We start from the raw sequence: 16,570 nt of genomic DNA on the forward strand, positions 1-16,570 counted from the left end.
ATCCTGTGCCGGACACAGCCAGCCCCTACTTAGCTATGCCTCTGTTACATGGGAACGCCTGTCCCCGCTACACGAAGAGGCTGACCACGGCGGCCACCGCGAACCCCGCGACGGACAGCACCGATTCGAGAACGGTCCAGGTCCGCAGGGTGTCGCGCTCGCTGATGCCGAAGTACTTGGCGACCATCCAGAAGCCGCCGTCGTTGACGTGCGAGGCGAAGATGGAACCCGCCGAGATCGCCATGATGACGAGCGCCACGAAGGCCTGGGAGTGGTCGCCCTCGGTCAGGAGCGGCGCCACGATGCCGGCCGTGGTGACGATCGCGACCGTCGCCGAGCCCTGCGCGACCCGCAGCACCAGGGAGATCAGATAGGCCAGGACGATGATCGGCAGGCCGACGTCGTGGAAGGTGTCCGAGAGGGCCTGGGCGACTCCGCTCGCCTTCAGCACGGCGCCGAAGATGCCGCCCGCGCCGACCACCAGCAGGATGTTGCCGACCGGCTTGAGGGACGAAGTCGACACCGTCTCCAGGGACTTGCGGGACCAGCCGCGCCGGATGCCGAGCAGGTAGTAGGCGAGCAGCAGAGCGATCGTGAGGGCGACGAACGGGCTGCCGAAGAACTCGATGACCGAGCGCAGGGTGGACGGGTCCAGGACGATCGAGGAGAAGGTGGCGGCGAGGATCAGCACCAGCGGCGTACCGATGATGCCGATGACCGTGCCGAGCGGGACGGGCTCCTCGCGCGGTTCGACGCCCTGCGCGCGCTGCTCCTCGACGACGGCCTGCTTGGCCTCCTCGGCCGCCTCGACCATGTCCTGCGGCACGGGGACGAAGATGCGCCGGCCGATCCAGGCGGCGTAGACCCAGGCGGCGAGGACGGACGGGACGCCGCAGATGATGCCCATGAGCAGGACCCAGCCGAGCTGGACGTGCAGCAGTCCGGCGGCGGCGACCGGGCCGGGGTGCGGCGGCAGGAACGCGTGGGTCATCGACAGGCCGGCGAGCAGCGGCAGACAGTAGAGCAGGATCGACTTGCCGGAGCGCTTGGCGGAGGCGTAGACGAGCGGCGCGAGGACGAAGATGCCGACGTCGAAGAAGACCGGGATGCCGAAGATGAGGCCGGTCAGGCCCATCGCGAGCGGGGCGCGCTTCTCGCCGAAGAGGTTGAGCAGGCGGGTGGCCAGGACCTCGGCGCCGCCGCTGACTTCGAGGATGGCGCCGAGCATGGTGCCGAGGCCGATGATGATCGCGACGTGGCCGAGGATGCCGCCCATGCCGGACTCGATGACCGAGACCGCGTCGGACTTCTGGACCGTGCCGAACAGTTCCGTGACGGAGAGTCCGGCGGCGAGGCCGACGGCTATGGAGACGGCGAGCAGGGCGACGAACGGCTGGAGTCTGACCTTGATGATGAGGAAGAGCAGGAGCGCGATACCGAGGGCGGCGACCGTGAGCAGTCCGGCCGTGCCGTCGAGGAGGGTCAGGAGGCCGCCGGTGTGCGGTGGCGTCTCGGGGGCCGGCGCGGCGAGCGGATACGACGACATGGGTGGAGGGCCTCGTTTTCGTCAGTCCATCGTGCTTTCGGGCAGGGGATATCGCGGTGCGGCGCCTCCGGGTTCGGGGGCGCCGCACCGTGATGACGTACGGGGTGCGGGAGTCGGACGGGCGTGAGCCCGCGAGCGGACGTCAGCCGAGGACGGCGAGGACGTCGATCTCGATGAGGAGTCCGGCCGGCAGACCGACGTAGACCGTCGTGCGGGCGGCGGGGGGCGCGGTGAGGCCCTGCTCCTCGAAGTACTGGTTGTAGATCTCGTTCATCTCGGCGAAGTGGTCGACGTCGGTGAGGTAGACGCGGATCATCATCGCGTCGTCCCAGCCGGAGCCGCCCTCTTCGAGGATCGCCTTGACGTTGGCGAGGGTCTGGAGGGTCTGCTCGCGCAGGGTGGGCCCGGCGGGCGTCGGGGGCTTGCCGTCCTCGGCGGGCAGGAAGCCGACCTGGCCGGCGACCTGGAGGATGTTGCCCTTCTTCACGCCGTGCGAGAACTTCGCGGGCGGGGTGGTGTGGGTCGAGGGGGTGAGAGCGGTCTTGTCGGTCATGCGGCGATCATTCCTTCGTGGGTGCTTTGCCGGAGTAGTCGCGGCTGATGGCGTCCGCCGTACGGCGCACCAGCGGGAGAAGGGTGAGGAGTTCGTCGGCGGTGACGACGACGTTGGGCGCGGAGACCGACATGGCGGCGGCGACCCGTCCGTCGGCGCCGCGGATGGGCGCGCCGACGCAGTTGATGGACTCCTCGTGGCCACCGAGGTCGGTGGCCCAGCCTTGTTCGCGCACCGTCGCCAGTTCCTTCATGAAGGCGGCGGCGCTGGGGGTCGAACGGGCCGTGTACAGGGGGTAGTCGAGTTTGTCGGCGACGGCACGCCGCTCGGTCTCGGGCAGGTCGGCGAGGAGCAGTTTGGCGACGGCGGCGACGGTGATGGCGACGGGCTTGCCGATCCGCGAGTACATGCGCACCGGGTAGCGGCTCTCCACCTTGTCGATGTAGAGGACCTCGTTCTCCTCGTACACGGCGAGGTGGACGGTGTGGCCGCACTGCTCGTTGAGGCGGACGAGGTGGGGGTGGGCGATCTCGCGGACGTCGAGGTTCTCGACGGCCTCCTGCGCGAGGGCGAAGAGGCGGGCGCCGAGGCGGTAGCGCTGGTCGGACTGGCGGTGGACCAGGCCGTGTTCGTGGAGGGTGCGCAGCAGGCGGAGCGCGGTGGACTTGTGGACGCCGAGGCGTTCGGCGACCTGTCCGAGGTCGGCGGGGCCCTCGGCGAGCAACGGCAGGATGCTCAGCGCTCGGTCGACGGTCTGGCTCATGGCGTACGTACCTCCTCGGCGGCCCGTGCGTCGGCTTCGGTCCAGCCGGGGCCGAGACGAAGTGTCTCCCAGGCGCGGTCGTCGAGTGCGGCCAGCCGGTCGGCGTGGCCGCGGGCGGGCGGCTGGGCGAGGTCGCCGGGGACGGTGAGGGCGGCGGCGGCCATCAGGTGGCCGTGCCGGATGCGGTCGCGGACGGGCAGGCCGCGCAGGGTGGCGGAGAGGAATCCGGCCGCGAAGGCGTCCCCGGCGCCGACGGCGGCGACGACGTCGACGTGCAGGGCGGGGACGAAGGTGCCGTCGGCCGGCGCGGTCCCTTCGCCGGCCCGCTTGTCGAAGACGACGGCTCCGTCCTTGCCGTGCTTGACGACCAGGACGTCCGGTTCGGGCAGGGCTTCGCGGACGGCCCGGGCCCCGTGCAGGTCCCAGGCCTCGCTCGCCTCGTCGTCGCCGACGAAGACGAGGTCGGCGCCGCGGGCGAGGTCGAGCAGGACGCGCGGGCCCTCGGGGTGGTCGCGCCAGAGTCCGGGGCGGTGGTTGACGTCGAAGGAGACGAGGGGGCGGCCGGGACGCGGGGCGGTCAGCTCGCGCATCAGGGCCAGACAGCCGGCGGACAGGGCGGCGGTGATGCCGGACAGGTGCAGGACGCGCGCCGACCGGGTGGCGGTCAGGTCGGTGTTGTCGGCGGTCATCGCGGAGGCGGCGGATCCGGCGCGGTAGTAGGCGACTTCGTGGGCGTCGGTGGCCCGGTCGCCCGCCGTGCGGAAGTAGATGCCGGTCGGCCGGTCGGGGTCGCGGCGGACGGCGGAGGTGTCGACTCCGTACGCCGCGACGGCCTCCACGAGGTGGTCGCCGAACCCGTCGGCGCCGACCCGGGAGACCCAGCGCGCGGAGTGTCCGGCGGAGGCGAGGACGCACGCCACGTTGGACTCGGCGCCGCCGATGCCCCGCTCGAAGGACGGTACGTCGGCGAGGCGCCCGGCCCGGGTGGGCAGGAAGGTGACCATGGACTCGCCGAGCGCCACCACGTCCACGCCGCCGGCGTCGGTGCCGGTGCCGGTGTCGGCGGTCGCGCCGGGGGACGCTGCGCCTGCGGGTCCGTTGCTGGTCACGATGGTCGGGGCTCCTCGCTGTAGCGGCCGACGGCGGCGAACGGCACCGTTGACCCTGCGTTGGCTGGGATGTTAGACAGCAGTAAGCGACATACGCAATGAGCGTTGCACACCATGCAACACCCTCAGGCCGCAGCACACCGAGCACCTGTTCCGAGCACCCGGGACACGGACACCAAGGAGGCCCCATGAGCGCCGACACCGCCGCCGCACCCCTGGCCGCTCTCGCGGCGGACCGCGTAGACCACCGCTTCAAGGGCCTCCCCCCGGACGCGTACGGCCTGACCGTGGGCGAGCTGGCGGCGCGGCGCAGGAACCTCTTCACGGACGGCTTCACCACCCCGGTGCTCGCCCTCTCCGCCGAGCGCCTGGCCCACAACCTCGACCTGATGGAGACGTACGCCACCCGGCACGGGCTCGCCTTCGCCCCGCACGGCAAGACGTCCATGGCCCCGCAGCTCTTCCACCAGCAGATCGAGCACGGCGCCTGGGGCATCACCCTCGCCGTCCCCCACCAGGTGCGCGTGGCCCGCGAGTTCGGCATCGACCGGATCTTCCTGGCGAACGAGCTCGTCGACGCGGCCGCGCTGCGCTGGATCGCCGCCGAGCTGGCCGGGGACCCGGACTTCCGCTTCATCTGTTATGTCGACTCGGTGCGCGGTGTGGAACTGATGGACGCCGCTCTGGACGGCAGCGCCCGTCCGGTGGACGTGGTCGTCGAGCTGGCCGCCGGCGAGAGCGCCCGTACCGGCGTGCGGACGGAGGCGGAGTGCGCGGCGGTCGCGGACGCGGTGGCGGCCACCGCCACGCTCCGGCTGGTGGGTGTCGCGGGCTACGAGGGCGAGGTGCCGGACGCGGACCCGGAGCGGGTGCACGCCTGGCTGCGCCGGCTGACCGCGCTCGCGGTGGCCTTCGACGGCGCCGGGCGGTTCAAGGGCCTCGACGAGGTCGTGGTGAGCGCGGGCGGCAGCGCCTGGTTCGACGCGGTCGCCGACGTCTTCGCGGAGATCCCCGAACTCTCCCTGCCCGTCCTGAAGCTGCTCCGGTCGGGCGCGTACGTCTCGCACGACGACGGCCACTACCGGAAGCTGACGCCCTTCACCCGGGTCCCGGAGGAGGGCGCGCTGCACCCGGCGTTCCGGCTCTGGGCGCAGGTCGTCTCACGGCCCTCGGCCGAGCAGGCGTTCGCGAACGCCGGCAAGCGGGACGCGGCCTACGACCTCGACCTCCCCCTCGCCCAGGTGGTGCGCCGGGACGGTGCCGAGCGCCCGGCGGACGGCGTCGAGGTCACCGGCCTCTCCGACCAGCACGCCTGGCTGCGGACGGGGCCGGAGGCGGATCTGGAGGTCGGCGACTGGCTCGGCATGGGCCTGTCGCATCCGTGCACGTCCTTCGACAAGTGGCAGCTGATCCCGCTGGTCGAGGCGGACGGCACGGTCGTCGACTACATCCGCACGTTCTTCTAGAAGAGTGGGTCGTTCCATGGATCACGCCGATCTCGTCATCCGGGACGTGGACGTCGCCGACGGCAGCGGCGCCGCCTCCTACCGCGCCGACGTGGCGGTCCGCGACGGCCGGATCGTGTCGATCGTGCAGGAGGCGGCGGCCGCGGGCTGTCAACGGCCGCGCGGGACGCGTGAGCTGGACGCGGAGGGGCTCGTCCTCGCCCCCGGCTTCATCGACATGCACGCGCACAGCGACCTCGCGCTGCTGCGGGATCCGGACCACAGCGCGAAGGCCGCGCAGGGCGTGACCCTCGAAGTCCTCGGCCAGGACGGCCTGTCCTACGCGCCGGTGGACGACCGGACGCTCGCCGAGGTCCGCCGGGCGATCACCGGGTGGAACGGCTACGGCGAGGACATCGACTTCACCTGGCGCTCCGTCGGCGAGTACCTGGACCGCCTCGACCACGGCTTCGACGGCGAGGGCATCGCGGTGAACGCGGCGTACCTGATCCCCCAGGGCACCGTCCGCATGCTCGCGGTCGGCTGGGAGGACCGCGACGCCACGCCTCAGGAGCTGGACCGGATGCGGCAGTTGGTCGCGGACGGCCTGCGCGAGGGCGCCGTCGGCATGTCCTCCGGACTGACGTACACCCCCGGGATGTACGCCAAGGACGCCGAACTCACCGCCCTGTGCCGGGTGGTGGCGGAGCACGGCGGCTACTACTGCCCGCACCACCGCTCCTACGGGGCGGGCGCCCTCGCGGCGTACGAGGAGATGGTGGCCCTCACCCGCGAGGCCGGCTGTCCGCTGCACCTCGCCCACGCCACCATGAACTTCGGGGTGAACGAGGGGAAGGCGCCCGACCTGCTCGCCCTGCTCGACACGGCGCTCGCGGGCGGCGCCGACATCACCCTCGACACGTATCCGTACACGCCCGGCTGCACCACGCTCGTGGCGATGCTGCCGAGCTGGGCGAGCGAGGGCGGGCCTGAGGCGGTCCTCGCCCGGCTGCGGGACGACACGACCGCCGAACGCATCCGGCACCACATGGAGGTGCTGGGAGCCGACGGCTGTCACGGCGTGCCCATCGAGTGGCGCACGATCGAGATCTCCGGGGTGAGCGACCCGGACCTCGGTTGGTACGTCGGCCGGTCCGTCCAGGACGCCGCCGACCTGCGCGGCGAGGCACCCTGGGTCACCGCGCGCCGCCTGCTCGTCGAGGACGGTCTCGGCCCGACGATCCTCCAGCACGTCGGCCACGAGGAGAACGTCCGCGCCATCATGCGGCACCCGGTGCACACCGGCGGCTCCGACGGCATCCTGCGCGGCGACAAGCCGCACCCGCGCGCCTACGGCACCTTCCCGCACTATCTCGGCCGGTACGTACGGGAGTTGGGCGTGCTGTCCCTGGAGGAGTGCGTCGCCCACCTCACCGGCAGGCCCGCCGCCCGGCTGCGGCTGCCCGACCGCGGGCTCGTCCGCGAGGGCTACCGCGCCGACCTGGTCCTCTTCGACCCGGCGACGGTGGCGGCGGGCTCGACCTTCGAGGCGCCGCGCACGCTGCCGACCGGTATCCCGCACGTCCTGATCGACGGGCGGTTCGTCGTCGAGGACGGCCGCAGGACGGACGTCCTGGCGGGACGGGCGGTCCGCCGCACGGCGTGACCGCCCGCCCCCCGTCGGCCCGTTCCCGGACGGGACCTACGGCTTGGGCAGGACGCAGCCGCTCGCGGCCAGGTTGAGCTTGTTGCCGGTCGTGAAGCACGCCGGGATCTGGTACGTCTCCTCGGCGTAGTTGATGCCCTGGCGGACGGTGACGTTGCCGCTCGCGTCGACCTCGCACGGGTTGTTCACCGTGCAACGCTCGCCGTCCTCGTTGCCCGTGTTGTTGACGGCCACGACCTTGCCGGTGGCCTGGTCGACGACCGGGGAGCCCGAGGTGCCGCCGATGGTGTTGCAGGCGGAGGTGTAACGGACCGAGTCCTTCCAGGTCCAGTCACCCTCCTTGAGGCGGTACACGAACCCGTCGACGTTGCAGTTGTAGAGCTTCTTCCAGTAACCGGAGGCCACGGTGATGGCCGTACCGGCGGTCGGGTGCGTGTTCTGCACGGTCAGCGCGCTGATGCCGTACGAGTTCCTGATGGTCGCGTAGGTGCTGGTGAGCTGGTAGATCGTGATGTCCGTGTCGGTCATCGTGGAGTACGCGACCTTGCTGGCCCGCAGCGTGGCGACCTTGGTGCCGGCCGAGTTGAGCAGGCCGAAGGTCCGGCTGGAGCTCTGGCCGACGATCACCTCACCGGGCTCCGGGAATCCGGTCTCCAGGCAGTGCCCGTTGGAGAGCACGAGCGCCGGGTCGGTGTCCGCCGAGTTGGGGAAGCGGACGACGGATCCGGAGCAGTTGCTGAGCGCGACGGTCCCGGCGAGGCTGACGGCCTTCAGGGCCGGCGCCCTGGTGTCCGCGGTGACGGCGGAGGCCGAGCTGTGCGCGGGAGCCGACTCGGGCGCGGGTGCCGCGACCGCGGGTGCCGCGCCGGCCCCGGCGATCACCAGGGCGAAGAGCGCGGCGACGAGAGGCTTTCTCATGTGGGGGTCCCCTCTTGCGACGTGGGGCGACCGGAGGTCTTCCGGCCACCTTCTGTTTTGTCATGCGCATTGTGAGGGGGGTGGGACGGGTGGACAAGAAGCGGTTTCCGGCCGGGGATGTCCCGAACAACACCCTTTACAGAAAGGCCTGTTCGTATGCCTCCTGGACGGAACGGAGGAGCAGCGCCTCGCTCGTGGCCACGCGGGCGTCGACGGCCCGCGCGAGCGCTTCGCGGTTCGGCGTGACGCGGTTGGTGAAGAAGACGGCCGGCCCCCGGTACAGCCCGCTCTCCCGCCAGCCCGCCAGATCCGTGAGCCCCGCCGCGCGGTCCGACCCGCGCTGCACGTCGGAGACGAGCAGGTCGATCCGGTCGGCCACGAAGGCCCGCTCGGCGCCGTCCCGGCCGGTGGCCACCCGCACGCGCGCGCCGCGCTCCTCCAGCGCGTCGACGAACCGGGTGTTGCGCTCGGGGTGGTCGTCGACCCAGAGGATCTCCATCCCGGTGTACGGCCGCCGCGCGGTTCCGGCGCGCGCGGGTTCCGGACCGTCGTCCGCACGCACCGACGCGAGCTGCGGCACTCCCTGCTGCAACCGCCCCACCAGGTCGTCCACCTCGTCCAGCGCCATCAGGTCCTCGACGAGCCGGCCGAAGTTCGCGTCGCGCGCCAGGTCCGGGAACCCGGTGGGCAGTTGCTCCTCCAGGCGGGCGAGCAGTTCGCTCCAGTCCTGAGCCGCGTCCCCGCCGTCCCGCTCCGGGGCGATCAGTCCGTACGCGCGCAGACAGCCCACCGCGACGTCCCAGTCCCCTTCGACGGGCCGGGCGAACGGCCGGCCGAGCACCCGGCGGGCCGCCCGGTAGCGGAGGAACTCGCGGGCGGCGTGCACGTCGGCGCCGTCGCGGGCGAGCAGCACCCGGTAGAAGTCGGGGTACAGCTGCTGGAGGAGCAGGACGCGGATGACGGCCTCGGCGCTGAAGGCCTGCCAGACGGGGTTGAGCGCGGACTCCAGGCCGAAGCCGTTGATGAGCCGCTTGATCCGGCGCGGGTTGCGGGCCGAGCGCCGGGCGATCAGCTCGGCGAGGTGGTCGTCCAGCAGGTCCTGGATGCCGGAGCGCCGTGCGCAGGCGTCCACGTACGCGCGGACCTCGGACTCCGCCGGGACCGGCACCCGGTAGCTGGTCTGGAGGACCTTCTCCATGAAGGCCGACCCGGCCGGCGACAGGTCCCGCAGGAGTCCGTCCGGTCCGAGCGCGGAGCGGTCGCACCCGATGACGAAGGCGAGCCCCGGCACGTCGAGGTACACCTTCACCGCCTCGCACACCGCGAGCACGGTCTCCTCCGAGCAGCGGTCGAGGTCGTCGATGAAGACGACGAGGAGGCGCCGGGTGTCATGGGGCGCGGACGCGGTCCACTCCGCCGTCAGCTCGCGCAGCGCGTCGCGCATGGCGTTGCGGGAGCGCGCGTCGACGGACAGGTCCTGCCAGAGCCGGTCGACGAGGGCGGCGGCCCCGAGCGGTCCGGACAGGACGGTGAGCGCCGCCCGGAACACCCCGACGATCGCCCGCCGCTCGGAGACGCGCTGCAGGGCGCGCCGCAGCACCCGGCGGTCGAAGCGCACGAGGACCGACTTGATCAGCCCTTCCAGGGCGTCGGCCCCGGTGGAGGTCCAGGCGTTGTACCAGACGGTGTGGACACCCTGTCTGGCCCCCAGCTCGGCGTCCACCAGCCGCATGAGGCTGCTCTTCCCCATGCCCCACCCCGCGTCCACCGCGAGGGTGAACGGGGTCGCGGCGCGTGAGCCGTGGAGCAGCCGGGCGAGTTCCCGGGCGGCCCGGCCCGCGCCCAGCAGATCGTCCCCCGGCCCGCTCACCGGCTCGTCGTTCAACAGCGAGAACTCCACGCCCTGCCTCCCCCGTGCGGCAGGGTCAACCTACTGGGAGGGACGGCCGGCCGGGGGCCTTCCGTCGCCCTGAGGGAGGAACCTCCCCCGGCGGGCTTCGCGGCCCCGTGGACCCGGGGCCCGGCGGTGCGCCGCCGCGATCACCAGGGCTTTCGGAGCACCGCGCGGACAAAGACGCCCGAACCATCACGTCTCACGTGGTGAAAAACACCCCCCGGTCCTCGTTACGCGGCCGTAAGCTCACGGACATGCAGGTGATCCAGTCCACGAAGCTCGCCAACGTCTGCTACGAGATCCGGGGTCCGGTTCTTGAGGAGGCGATGCGGCTGGAAGCGGCCGGTCACCGCATCCTCAAGCTCAACACGGGCAACCCGGCCGCCTTCGGGTTCGAGTGTCCGCCGGAGATCCTGGAGGACATCCTCCGCAACGTCTCGTCGGCGCACGGTTACGGCGACGCCAAGGGCCTGCTCGCCGCCCGGCGCGCGGTGGTCATGCACAACCAGACCCTCGGCATCGAGACGGACGTCGAGCACGTCTTCATCGGCAACGGCGTCTCCGAGCTGATCGTGATGGCGATGCAGGGCCTGCTGGACGACGGCGACGAGGTCCTCGTGCCGGCGCCGGACTACCCACTGTGGACGGCCGCCGTCTCGCTGTCCGGGGGCACGGCCGTGCACTACCGCTGCGACGAGCAGTCCGACTGGATGCCCGACCTCGCGGACGTGGAGCGGAAGGTCACCGACCGCACCAAGGCGATCGTCATCATCAACCCGAACAACCCGACCGGCGCCGTGTACGACGACGCGATGCTGCGGGGGCTCACCGACATCGCCCGCCGGCACAACCTGCTGGTCTGCTCGGACGAGATCTACGACAAGATCCTCTACGACGGGGTCACGCACACCGCGACCGCCAAGATCGCCCCGGACCTGCTCACCCTCACCTTCAACGGCATGTCGAAGGCGTACCGGGTGGCGGGCTACCGCGTCGGCTGGATGTCGATCTCGGGGCCGCGCGGGCACGCGGACTCCTACATCGAGGGGCTGACGATCCTCGCGAACATGCGGCTGTGCGCGAACATGCCGGGCCAGCACGGCGTGGTCGCGGCGCTCAGCGGACGTCAGACGATCAACGAGCTGGTGCTGCCGGGCGGACGCCTGAAGGAACAGCGGGACGTGGCGCACGAGCTGCTGACGCAGATCCCGGGTGTGACCTGCGTGAAGCCCAAGGGGGCGCTGTATCTCTTCCCGCGCCTCGACCCCAAGGTCTTCAAGGTCAAGGACGACCGGCAGATGGTCCTCGACCTGCTGCAGCGGGAGAAGATCATGGTGGTCCAGGGGACGGGCTTCAACTGGCCCGAGCCGGACCACTTCCGGGTGGTCACCCTCCCGTCGGTCGGGGACCTGACGGACGCCGTCACGCGGATCGGCACCTTCCTGGACGGCTACAGCCAGCCGTGACGGAGGACGTCCGGGCGGACGCGGCGTTCACCCTCCGTGCGGGAACCGTCCAGTTCCGCGAACCGACTCAACTTTAGACCAGATCCAAGCTAGGATGGTTTCCTGTCAGGCACAGGAGGCCCTCCCATGTACGAACCGATCCGCACGAAGTCGGTCCACACGGTGGCCGGCACCCCCTCCTCGGACTTCCCCCACCGGTCCCGCGAGGAGGAGCTGGACATCCAGCTCGCCGGTCACCTCGCGGCGCTGCTCGCCGTGACGGACGAGATCCGCACGGTGGCACCATCCGCGGACCTCGACACCGCCGCCGAGCGACTCGCCGGTCAGGTGACCCGCCTGCGCGGCGGCTCCACGCCGGTCCGCGCCCCAGCCGCCGCCGTCGGCGAGGCCCGGCTCGTGACCCTTCACCGGCGCGCCCACGACCTCGCCGGCCGCGCCCTCGTCGTGGCGGCCTCCCGCGCCGACACGTCCGCGGCGATCCTGTCCGCGGAGCGCATGGACGCGCACGCCGCAGCCACCGGCGCCCGCGAGCTCGCCACCCGCTGAGCCCGGCACCACCGGCCCCGCACCACCGGGCCCGGGGCCCCTCGATCGGCCTCGGTCCGCGCGCTTCGACCACGACGCGCGGACCGGGTGCCTCATGAGGGCCACGCCCAGCGCCCGCTCCCGGTATGCGCCCCGCACGCACGGTCCCGGGCACCTCCCGCGCCGCCGGACCGGCGGCTCCCCCTCCGGTTGCGTACCGGGACCCGGTCGTCACCCCGCGTTCACCCTCCGAGACGGGGAACGTTGGATTCCGAGGTGCACGCTCCAGGCGTGAGACGTATCGCAGGGATCGTCCTGGCGGTCCTGTTGATCGGCGGAGTGGCAGCAGCCGTCGTCGCGGGCCGCAATGGTCAGGACAAGGGCACGGCAACGAAGACCGTGCAAGGTGTGATCGGTTCGGAGAAGGCGGAGTTCTTCGCCGACCCCGACGTGGTGAAGGCCCTCGCCGCCAAGGGCTACACCGTGAAGACGGAGACCTCCGGGTCCTGGGCCATGGAAGGCCTCGACCTCAAGGGGTACGACTTCGCCTTCCCCTCCAGCCAGGCGCCGGCCGACGAGCTCGCGGACAAGTACCACCTCCGCAGCCCGCTCCCCCGGCCCTTCTACTCGCCCCTCGTCGTGGTCGCCCATCGCAGCGCGGCACAGGTCCTCGCCGCCAACGGACTGGCCACCCTCGCCAAGAACACCGGCACGCTGAAGATGGCGGCCTATCTGGACGCCGCCCGGCACGACCGGACCTGGCAGCAGCTCAAGGGCACCTCGGCACACGGCGAGCTGACCGGCACGCTGTTCATCGCCAGCACCGACCCGGAGACCTCCAACTCCGGCGCCCTCTACCTCGCCGCCGCGTCCTACGTCGCCAACGGCGGGAACGTCGTGGCCGACGACGCCGCGATCGGCCGGACCGCGCCCCTGATGCACCGGCTCGTCAGCGTCCAGGGAGCCCAGCAGTCCAGCAGCGACGCCGAGTTCAGGGACTTCGTCAGCGGCGTCGGCAACCCCCTCGTCCTCGTCTACGAGTCCCAGGTCGCGGCCCTGCTCACCGAGGGCGAGGACGCGGGCGACCTGACGGTGCTCTACCCGGACACCACGGCCAACAGCGACCACACGGTCGTACCGCTCACGCCCGAGGGCCGGGCGCTCGGTGAACTCCTCAGCACGGACCCGGCGTTGCGCCGGCTCGCCGTGCGGCACGGCTTCCGGCCGCAGGGCGCGACCGCCGAGTTCACCGCGGCGACCGCCGCCCACGCCACCTACCTCAACCAGAAGCTGACCGGCGTCCGGCAGGCGCCCGTGCCCGCCTCCAAGGTGCTGCACGAGATGGCGCGCCGGGCCGGGAACTAGGGGGAAGCGCATGACCACCGAAGACACGTTCACGCTCACTCCGCCCGAGGCCGTGGCGCCCGTGCCGCGGGACAAGGCCGGGGGGCTCGTGCCCGTCGACGACGCCGTGCGGGACGAGATGGCCCGGCGCGCCGCGGAGTACATCGAGGGACTCGCCGTCCTGGACGCCCGCTCGCCCGAGTTCGCCGGCAAGGTCGGTGAGATCGCCGGGCTGGGATCGAGCGAGATGCGCGGCGCCGCCGCCCAGTCCAACCGGATGCTGGAACGGACCATCCGCAGCCTGCCCTCCACGGGCGAGGACGCCCAGTCGCACGTCGCGGGCTCCCTCGTCGAACTCCGCCGCGTGGTCGAGGACCTGGACCCGCGCGACCTGTCGGCGAGCAAGGGCCGCAGGTTCCTCTCCAAGCTCCCCGGCGGCAACCGGCTGCGCGACCACGTCGCCAAGTACGCCTCCGCACAGGGCACGTTGAACAAGATCGTGGGCTCGCTGCGCGGCGGCCAGGACGAACTGCGCAGGGACAACGCGGCCCTGCAGACCGAACGCGTCCGCCTCTGGGAGACGATGGGCAAGCTCCAGGAGTACGTCGTGCTGACCCGGGCCCTGGACGGCGCCGTCGAGGACCACATCGCGGGCGTCGACACCACCGACCCGGCGCAGGCCGACACCCTGCGCTCCGACGTCCTCTTCCCCGTCCGGCAGAAGCAGCAGGACCTGCTCACCCAGCTCGCCGTCTGCGCGCAGGGCTATCTCGCGATGGACGTCGTCCGGCGCAACAACGAGGAACTCATCAAGGGCGTCGACCGCGCGGCCACCACGACCGTCTCCGCCCTGCGCATCTCCGTGATGCTCGCCTCCGCGCTGGACAACCAGCGCAAGGTCGTCGACCAGGTCAACGCCCTGCGCGGCACCACCGAGGACCTCATCCGCGGCAACGCCGAGATGCTCGCCACCCAGAGCGGCGAGATCCAGCGCATCGCCGCCGACCCGGCCGTCGGCGCGGAGACCCTGCGCAACGCCTTCCAGGAGATCTACCGCACCCTCGACGCCATCGACACGTACAAGGTGCGGGCGACCGAGACGATGGCCGCGACGGTGGAGTCCCTCACGTCCGAACTCCGGCAGGCCGGCGGCCTTCTGGAGCGCAGCCGCACCCAGGGCGCACTGGAGGGCGGGCTCGGATGAGACACCTCCGACGGGCGGCCTGCGCGGCCGCGGCGCTGCTCGCCGTCACCGCGTGCACGGCGCAGGGCGAAGGGAGGTCCGGGGACGACACCGCCCCCGAGCCCGGCACCCTCCGGATCCTCGCCTCCAGCGAACTCAGCGACATGAAGCCGGCCCTCGACCGGATCAGGCAGGACACCGGCATCACGGTCAGGCCCACCTACATGGGCACGCTCGCCGCCGTGGACCTGCTCGCGCGCGGCACGGCGGACGACGCCTACGACGCCCTGTGGCTCTCCTCCGACGACTATCTGCACCTGCGCCCGGAGGCCGCGAGGAAGGTCGTCTCGGAGACACCGGTCATGTCGAGCCCGGTGGCGATCGGGGTCGAGCCGGCCACCGTGACCGCGCTCGGCTGGAAGCCCGACGACGTGACCTGGTCCCAGGTGGAGAAGGCGGTGGCGGAAGGAAGACTGACGTACGGCATGACCGATCCGGCGCGCTCCAACTCCGGCTTCTCCACGCTGATCTCGGTGGCCTCCGGACTGTCCGGCGCCCAGTCGGCCCTCACGACCGCCGACGTGGACAGGGCGACGCCCCGGCTGCGGGAGTTCTTCACAGGACAGAAGCTGACATCGGGTTCGTCCGACTGGCTGGCCACCGCCTACGAACGCCGCGGCACGGTGGACGCCCTGCTCAACTACGAGTCCGTCCTCAAGGGCGTCAAGGGCCTGACGGTCATCCGCCCGCGGGACGGTGTGGTGACCGCCGACTACCCGCTCTCCTCCCTCGCCGCGTCCTCCAAGGACACCCGCGAGACGGTCCGGCGTCTCGCCGAGGCGCTGCGCGCACCGGACAGCCAGCGGCGGATCACCGAGACGACGCACCGGCGCCCGGTCGTCGCCTCCGTCGCCCCGGCGGCGGGACTCGACACCGGACGCCGGCGCGAACTCCCCTTTCCCGGAAGCCGGTCCGTCGCCGACAAGCTCCTCGACGCCTACGAGAACAAGCTCCGCCGGCCGTCCAGGACCGTCTACGTCCTGGACACCTCGGGCTCCATGGACGGCGACCGGCTCGACCGGCTCAAGAAGGCGCTCGGCGATCTCACCGGCGACTTCCGCGACCGCGAGGAGGTGACGCTCATGCCGTTCGGATCGGACGTCAAGAGCGTCCGCACGCACGTCGTGCGGCCCGAGGACCCGAAGGCCGGACTCGACGCCATCCGCGCGGACACCCGCTCACTGAGCGCCGACGGCGACACCGCGATCTACACGTCACTGGAGAAGGCGTACGAGCATCTCGGCGCCGACGACGACACGTTCACCTCGGTCGTGCTGATGACGGACGGCGAGAACACCCGGGGCGCGAGCCCGTCCGACTTCGACGCCTTCTACGACCGGCTGCCGGACGGACAGCGGGAGATCCCCGTCTTCCCGATCCTCTTCGGCGACTCCGACCGCGGCGAGCTCCAGCACATCGCCGACCTGACCGGCGGCCGTCTCTTCGACGCTCAGAAGGGCTCACTCGACGGCGCCTTCGAGGAGATCCGTGGCTACCAATAGGCTCGTCGGCTTCCTGGAGTCCCGCAAGAACCTCACCGGCAGCGCGTGCGGGATCGCCGGGCTCGCGCTGACCTTCGCCGGGATCGCCGGTCCGTACTGGCCGGTGGTCGTCGCGGGCCTGTACGGCGCGGGCGCGCTGATCGCCCCGCCGGAGCGCCCGCCCCTCCCCGACTTCCCCGACCCTTCCGCCCAACTGGAGGAACTGCGCGCCGACTTCGGCACGCTGCGGGAGTATCTCGACGGGGTGGAGCTGCCGCCCGCGGCCGCCGGCCGGCTCACGGAGCTGACCGAGGTGCTCACCGCGCTGCTCGACCCCGGCTGGGTCGCCGAGGTCCTCGCGCAGGACCCGGAGGGCGTGCACGCCCTGTCGCGCGCGGTTCGGCAGGACGTCCCGGAGGCGGTCGACACCTTCGTGCGCACCCGGTGGTGGACCCGGCTGGCCCCCGGCACCGAACCGCCGGAGCGCCATCTGGAGCGCCAGCTCACGGTGTTGCAGGAAGAGGCGGACCGGCTCGCGGCGGCGCTGCGCGAGACGGAGGCCCGGCGCCAGGAGTCGCACACCCGCTATCTGGAGGAGCGCGGCCGCTCGCAGTGAC

14 protein-coding genes are annotated in these 16,570 nt (G+C 71.9%); 8 read left to right on the top strand and 6 right to left on the bottom strand.

Annotation, left to right across the window (positions count from 1 at the left end; genetic code table 11):
- Nucleotides 1-67: 67 nt before the first annotated feature.
- From OG406_RS15685 to OG406_RS15700, 4 genes are all read right to left on the bottom strand, one after another.
- The gene (locus tag OG406_RS15685; RefSeq protein ID WP_164372397.1) at nucleotides 68-1,546 is read right to left on the bottom strand and encodes a GntP family permease; all 1,479 of its coding nucleotides are present in this window, start codon (nucleotides 1,544-1,546) and stop codon (nucleotides 68-70) included.
- A gap of 142 nt (nucleotides 1,547-1,688) precedes the next feature.
- Nucleotides 1,689-2,099, bottom strand: a complete 411-nt coding sequence (locus OG406_RS15690; RefSeq protein ID WP_081219124.1) for a RidA family protein — start codon at nucleotides 2,097-2,099, stop codon at nucleotides 1,689-1,691.
- Between the two features lie 7 nt (nucleotides 2,100-2,106).
- On the bottom strand, nucleotides 2,107-2,862 hold the full coding sequence (locus OG406_RS15695; protein ID WP_081219123.1) for an IclR family transcriptional regulator: 756 nt from the start codon (nucleotides 2,860-2,862) through the stop codon (nucleotides 2,107-2,109).
- The gene (locus tag OG406_RS15700) at nucleotides 2,859-3,893 is read right to left on the bottom strand and encodes a sugar kinase (protein WP_329190814.1); all 1,035 of its coding nucleotides are present in this window, start codon (nucleotides 3,891-3,893) and stop codon (nucleotides 2,859-2,861) included. Before OG406_RS15700 ends, OG406_RS15695 begins: the two co-directional genes overlap by 4 nt.
- Before the next feature lie 266 nt (nucleotides 3,894-4,159).
- Here OG406_RS15700 and OG406_RS15705 point away from each other — a divergent pair, with 266 nt between their 5' ends.
- Nucleotides 4,160-5,437 (top strand): amino acid deaminase, encoded by a 1,278-nt coding sequence (locus OG406_RS15705; RefSeq protein WP_329186267.1) that lies wholly within the window; start codon nucleotides 4,160-4,162, stop codon nucleotides 5,435-5,437.
- Nucleotides 5,438-5,453: 16 nt separating this feature from the next.
- Nucleotides 5,454-7,082, top strand: coding sequence for an N-acyl-D-amino-acid deacylase family protein (locus OG406_RS15710; protein ID WP_329186269.1), 1,629 nt, complete (start codon nucleotides 5,454-5,456; stop codon nucleotides 7,080-7,082).
- A 36-nt stretch (nucleotides 7,083-7,118) separates the two neighbouring features.
- On the opposite strand, the gene OG406_RS15715 is transcribed toward OG406_RS15710, so the two are convergent.
- On the bottom strand, nucleotides 7,119-8,000 hold the full coding sequence (locus OG406_RS15715) for a S1 family peptidase (RefSeq protein ID WP_266616131.1): 882 nt from the start codon (nucleotides 7,998-8,000) through the stop codon (nucleotides 7,119-7,121).
- A 136-nt stretch (nucleotides 8,001-8,136) separates the two neighbouring features.
- Entirely contained in the window at nucleotides 8,137-9,900 is a 1,764-nt protein-coding gene (locus OG406_RS15720; protein WP_329186272.1) for a KAP family P-loop NTPase fold protein, read from the bottom strand.
- A gap of 248 nt (nucleotides 9,901-10,148) precedes the next feature.
- On the opposite strand from OG406_RS15720, the gene OG406_RS15725 reads away from it, so the two are divergent.
- From OG406_RS15725 to OG406_RS15750, 6 genes are all read left to right on the top strand, one after another.
- The gene (locus OG406_RS15725) at nucleotides 10,149-11,360 is read left to right on the top strand and encodes a pyridoxal phosphate-dependent aminotransferase (protein ID WP_081219117.1); all 1,212 of its coding nucleotides are present in this window, start codon (nucleotides 10,149-10,151) and stop codon (nucleotides 11,358-11,360) included.
- 126 nt (nucleotides 11,361-11,486) lie between these two features.
- The gene (locus tag OG406_RS15730) at nucleotides 11,487-11,906 is read left to right on the top strand and encodes an SCO4983 family protein (protein ID WP_081219116.1); all 420 of its coding nucleotides are present in this window, start codon (nucleotides 11,487-11,489) and stop codon (nucleotides 11,904-11,906) included.
- A 270-nt stretch (nucleotides 11,907-12,176) separates the two neighbouring features.
- Nucleotides 12,177-13,250 carry a substrate-binding domain-containing protein gene (locus OG406_RS15735; RefSeq protein ID WP_329186275.1) on the top strand — a complete coding sequence of 358 codons (1,074 nt, stop codon included), beginning with the start codon at nucleotides 12,177-12,179 and terminating at the stop codon, nucleotides 13,248-13,250.
- 10 nt (nucleotides 13,251-13,260) lie between these two features.
- Nucleotides 13,261-14,433: a toxic anion resistance protein gene (locus tag OG406_RS15740; RefSeq protein WP_329186277.1), complete on the top strand. Its 1,173-nt coding sequence runs from the start codon at nucleotides 13,261-13,263 to the stop codon at nucleotides 14,431-14,433.
- Nucleotides 14,430-15,974: a vWA domain-containing protein gene (locus tag OG406_RS15745; protein ID WP_329186279.1), complete on the top strand. Its 1,545-nt coding sequence runs from the start codon at nucleotides 14,430-14,432 to the stop codon at nucleotides 15,972-15,974. The genes OG406_RS15740 and OG406_RS15745 overlap by 4 nt, the downstream gene beginning before the upstream one ends.
- A complete protein-coding gene (locus OG406_RS15750; RefSeq protein ID WP_329186281.1) occupies nucleotides 15,961-16,569 on the top strand; it encodes a hypothetical protein in 609 nt (202 codons plus the stop codon). Before OG406_RS15745 ends, OG406_RS15750 begins: the two co-directional genes overlap by 14 nt.
- The last annotated feature ends 1 nt before the right edge of the window (nucleotide 16,570 follow it).

The sequence above is a fragment of the Streptomyces sp. NBC_01428 genome (genome assembly GCF_036231965.1).
Lineage (GTDB): Bacteria > Actinomycetota > Actinomycetes > Streptomycetales > Streptomycetaceae > Streptomyces.

Bases quoted from the DNA above. Each gene is read 5' to 3' on its own strand.
- OG406_RS15685 (WP_164372397.1), bottom strand. From the start codon at position 1,546: ATGTCGTCGTATCCGCTCGCCGCGCCGGCCCCCGAGACGCCACCGCAC.
- OG406_RS15690 (WP_081219124.1), bottom strand. From the start codon at position 2,099: ATGACCGACAAGACCGCTCTCACCCCCTCGACCCACACCACCCCGCCC.
- OG406_RS15695 (WP_081219123.1), bottom strand. From the start codon at position 2,862: ATGAGCCAGACCGTCGACCGAGCGCTGAGCATCCTGCCGTTGCTCGCC.
- OG406_RS15705 (WP_329186267.1), top strand. From the start codon at position 4,160: ATGAGCGCCGACACCGCCGCCGCACCCCTGGCCGCTCTCGCGGCGGAC.
- OG406_RS15710 (WP_329186269.1), top strand. From the start codon at position 5,454: ATGGATCACGCCGATCTCGTCATCCGGGACGTGGACGTCGCCGACGGC.
- OG406_RS15715 (WP_266616131.1), bottom strand. From the start codon at position 8,000: ATGAGAAAGCCTCTCGTCGCCGCGCTCTTCGCCCTGGTGATCGCCGGG.
- OG406_RS15725 (WP_081219117.1), top strand. From the start codon at position 10,149: ATGCAGGTGATCCAGTCCACGAAGCTCGCCAACGTCTGCTACGAGATC.
- OG406_RS15730 (WP_081219116.1), top strand. From the start codon at position 11,487: ATGTACGAACCGATCCGCACGAAGTCGGTCCACACGGTGGCCGGCACC.
- OG406_RS15740 (WP_329186277.1), top strand. From the start codon at position 13,261: ATGACCACCGAAGACACGTTCACGCTCACTCCGCCCGAGGCCGTGGCG.
- OG406_RS15745 (WP_329186279.1), top strand. From the start codon at position 14,430: ATGAGACACCTCCGACGGGCGGCCTGCGCGGCCGCGGCGCTGCTCGCC.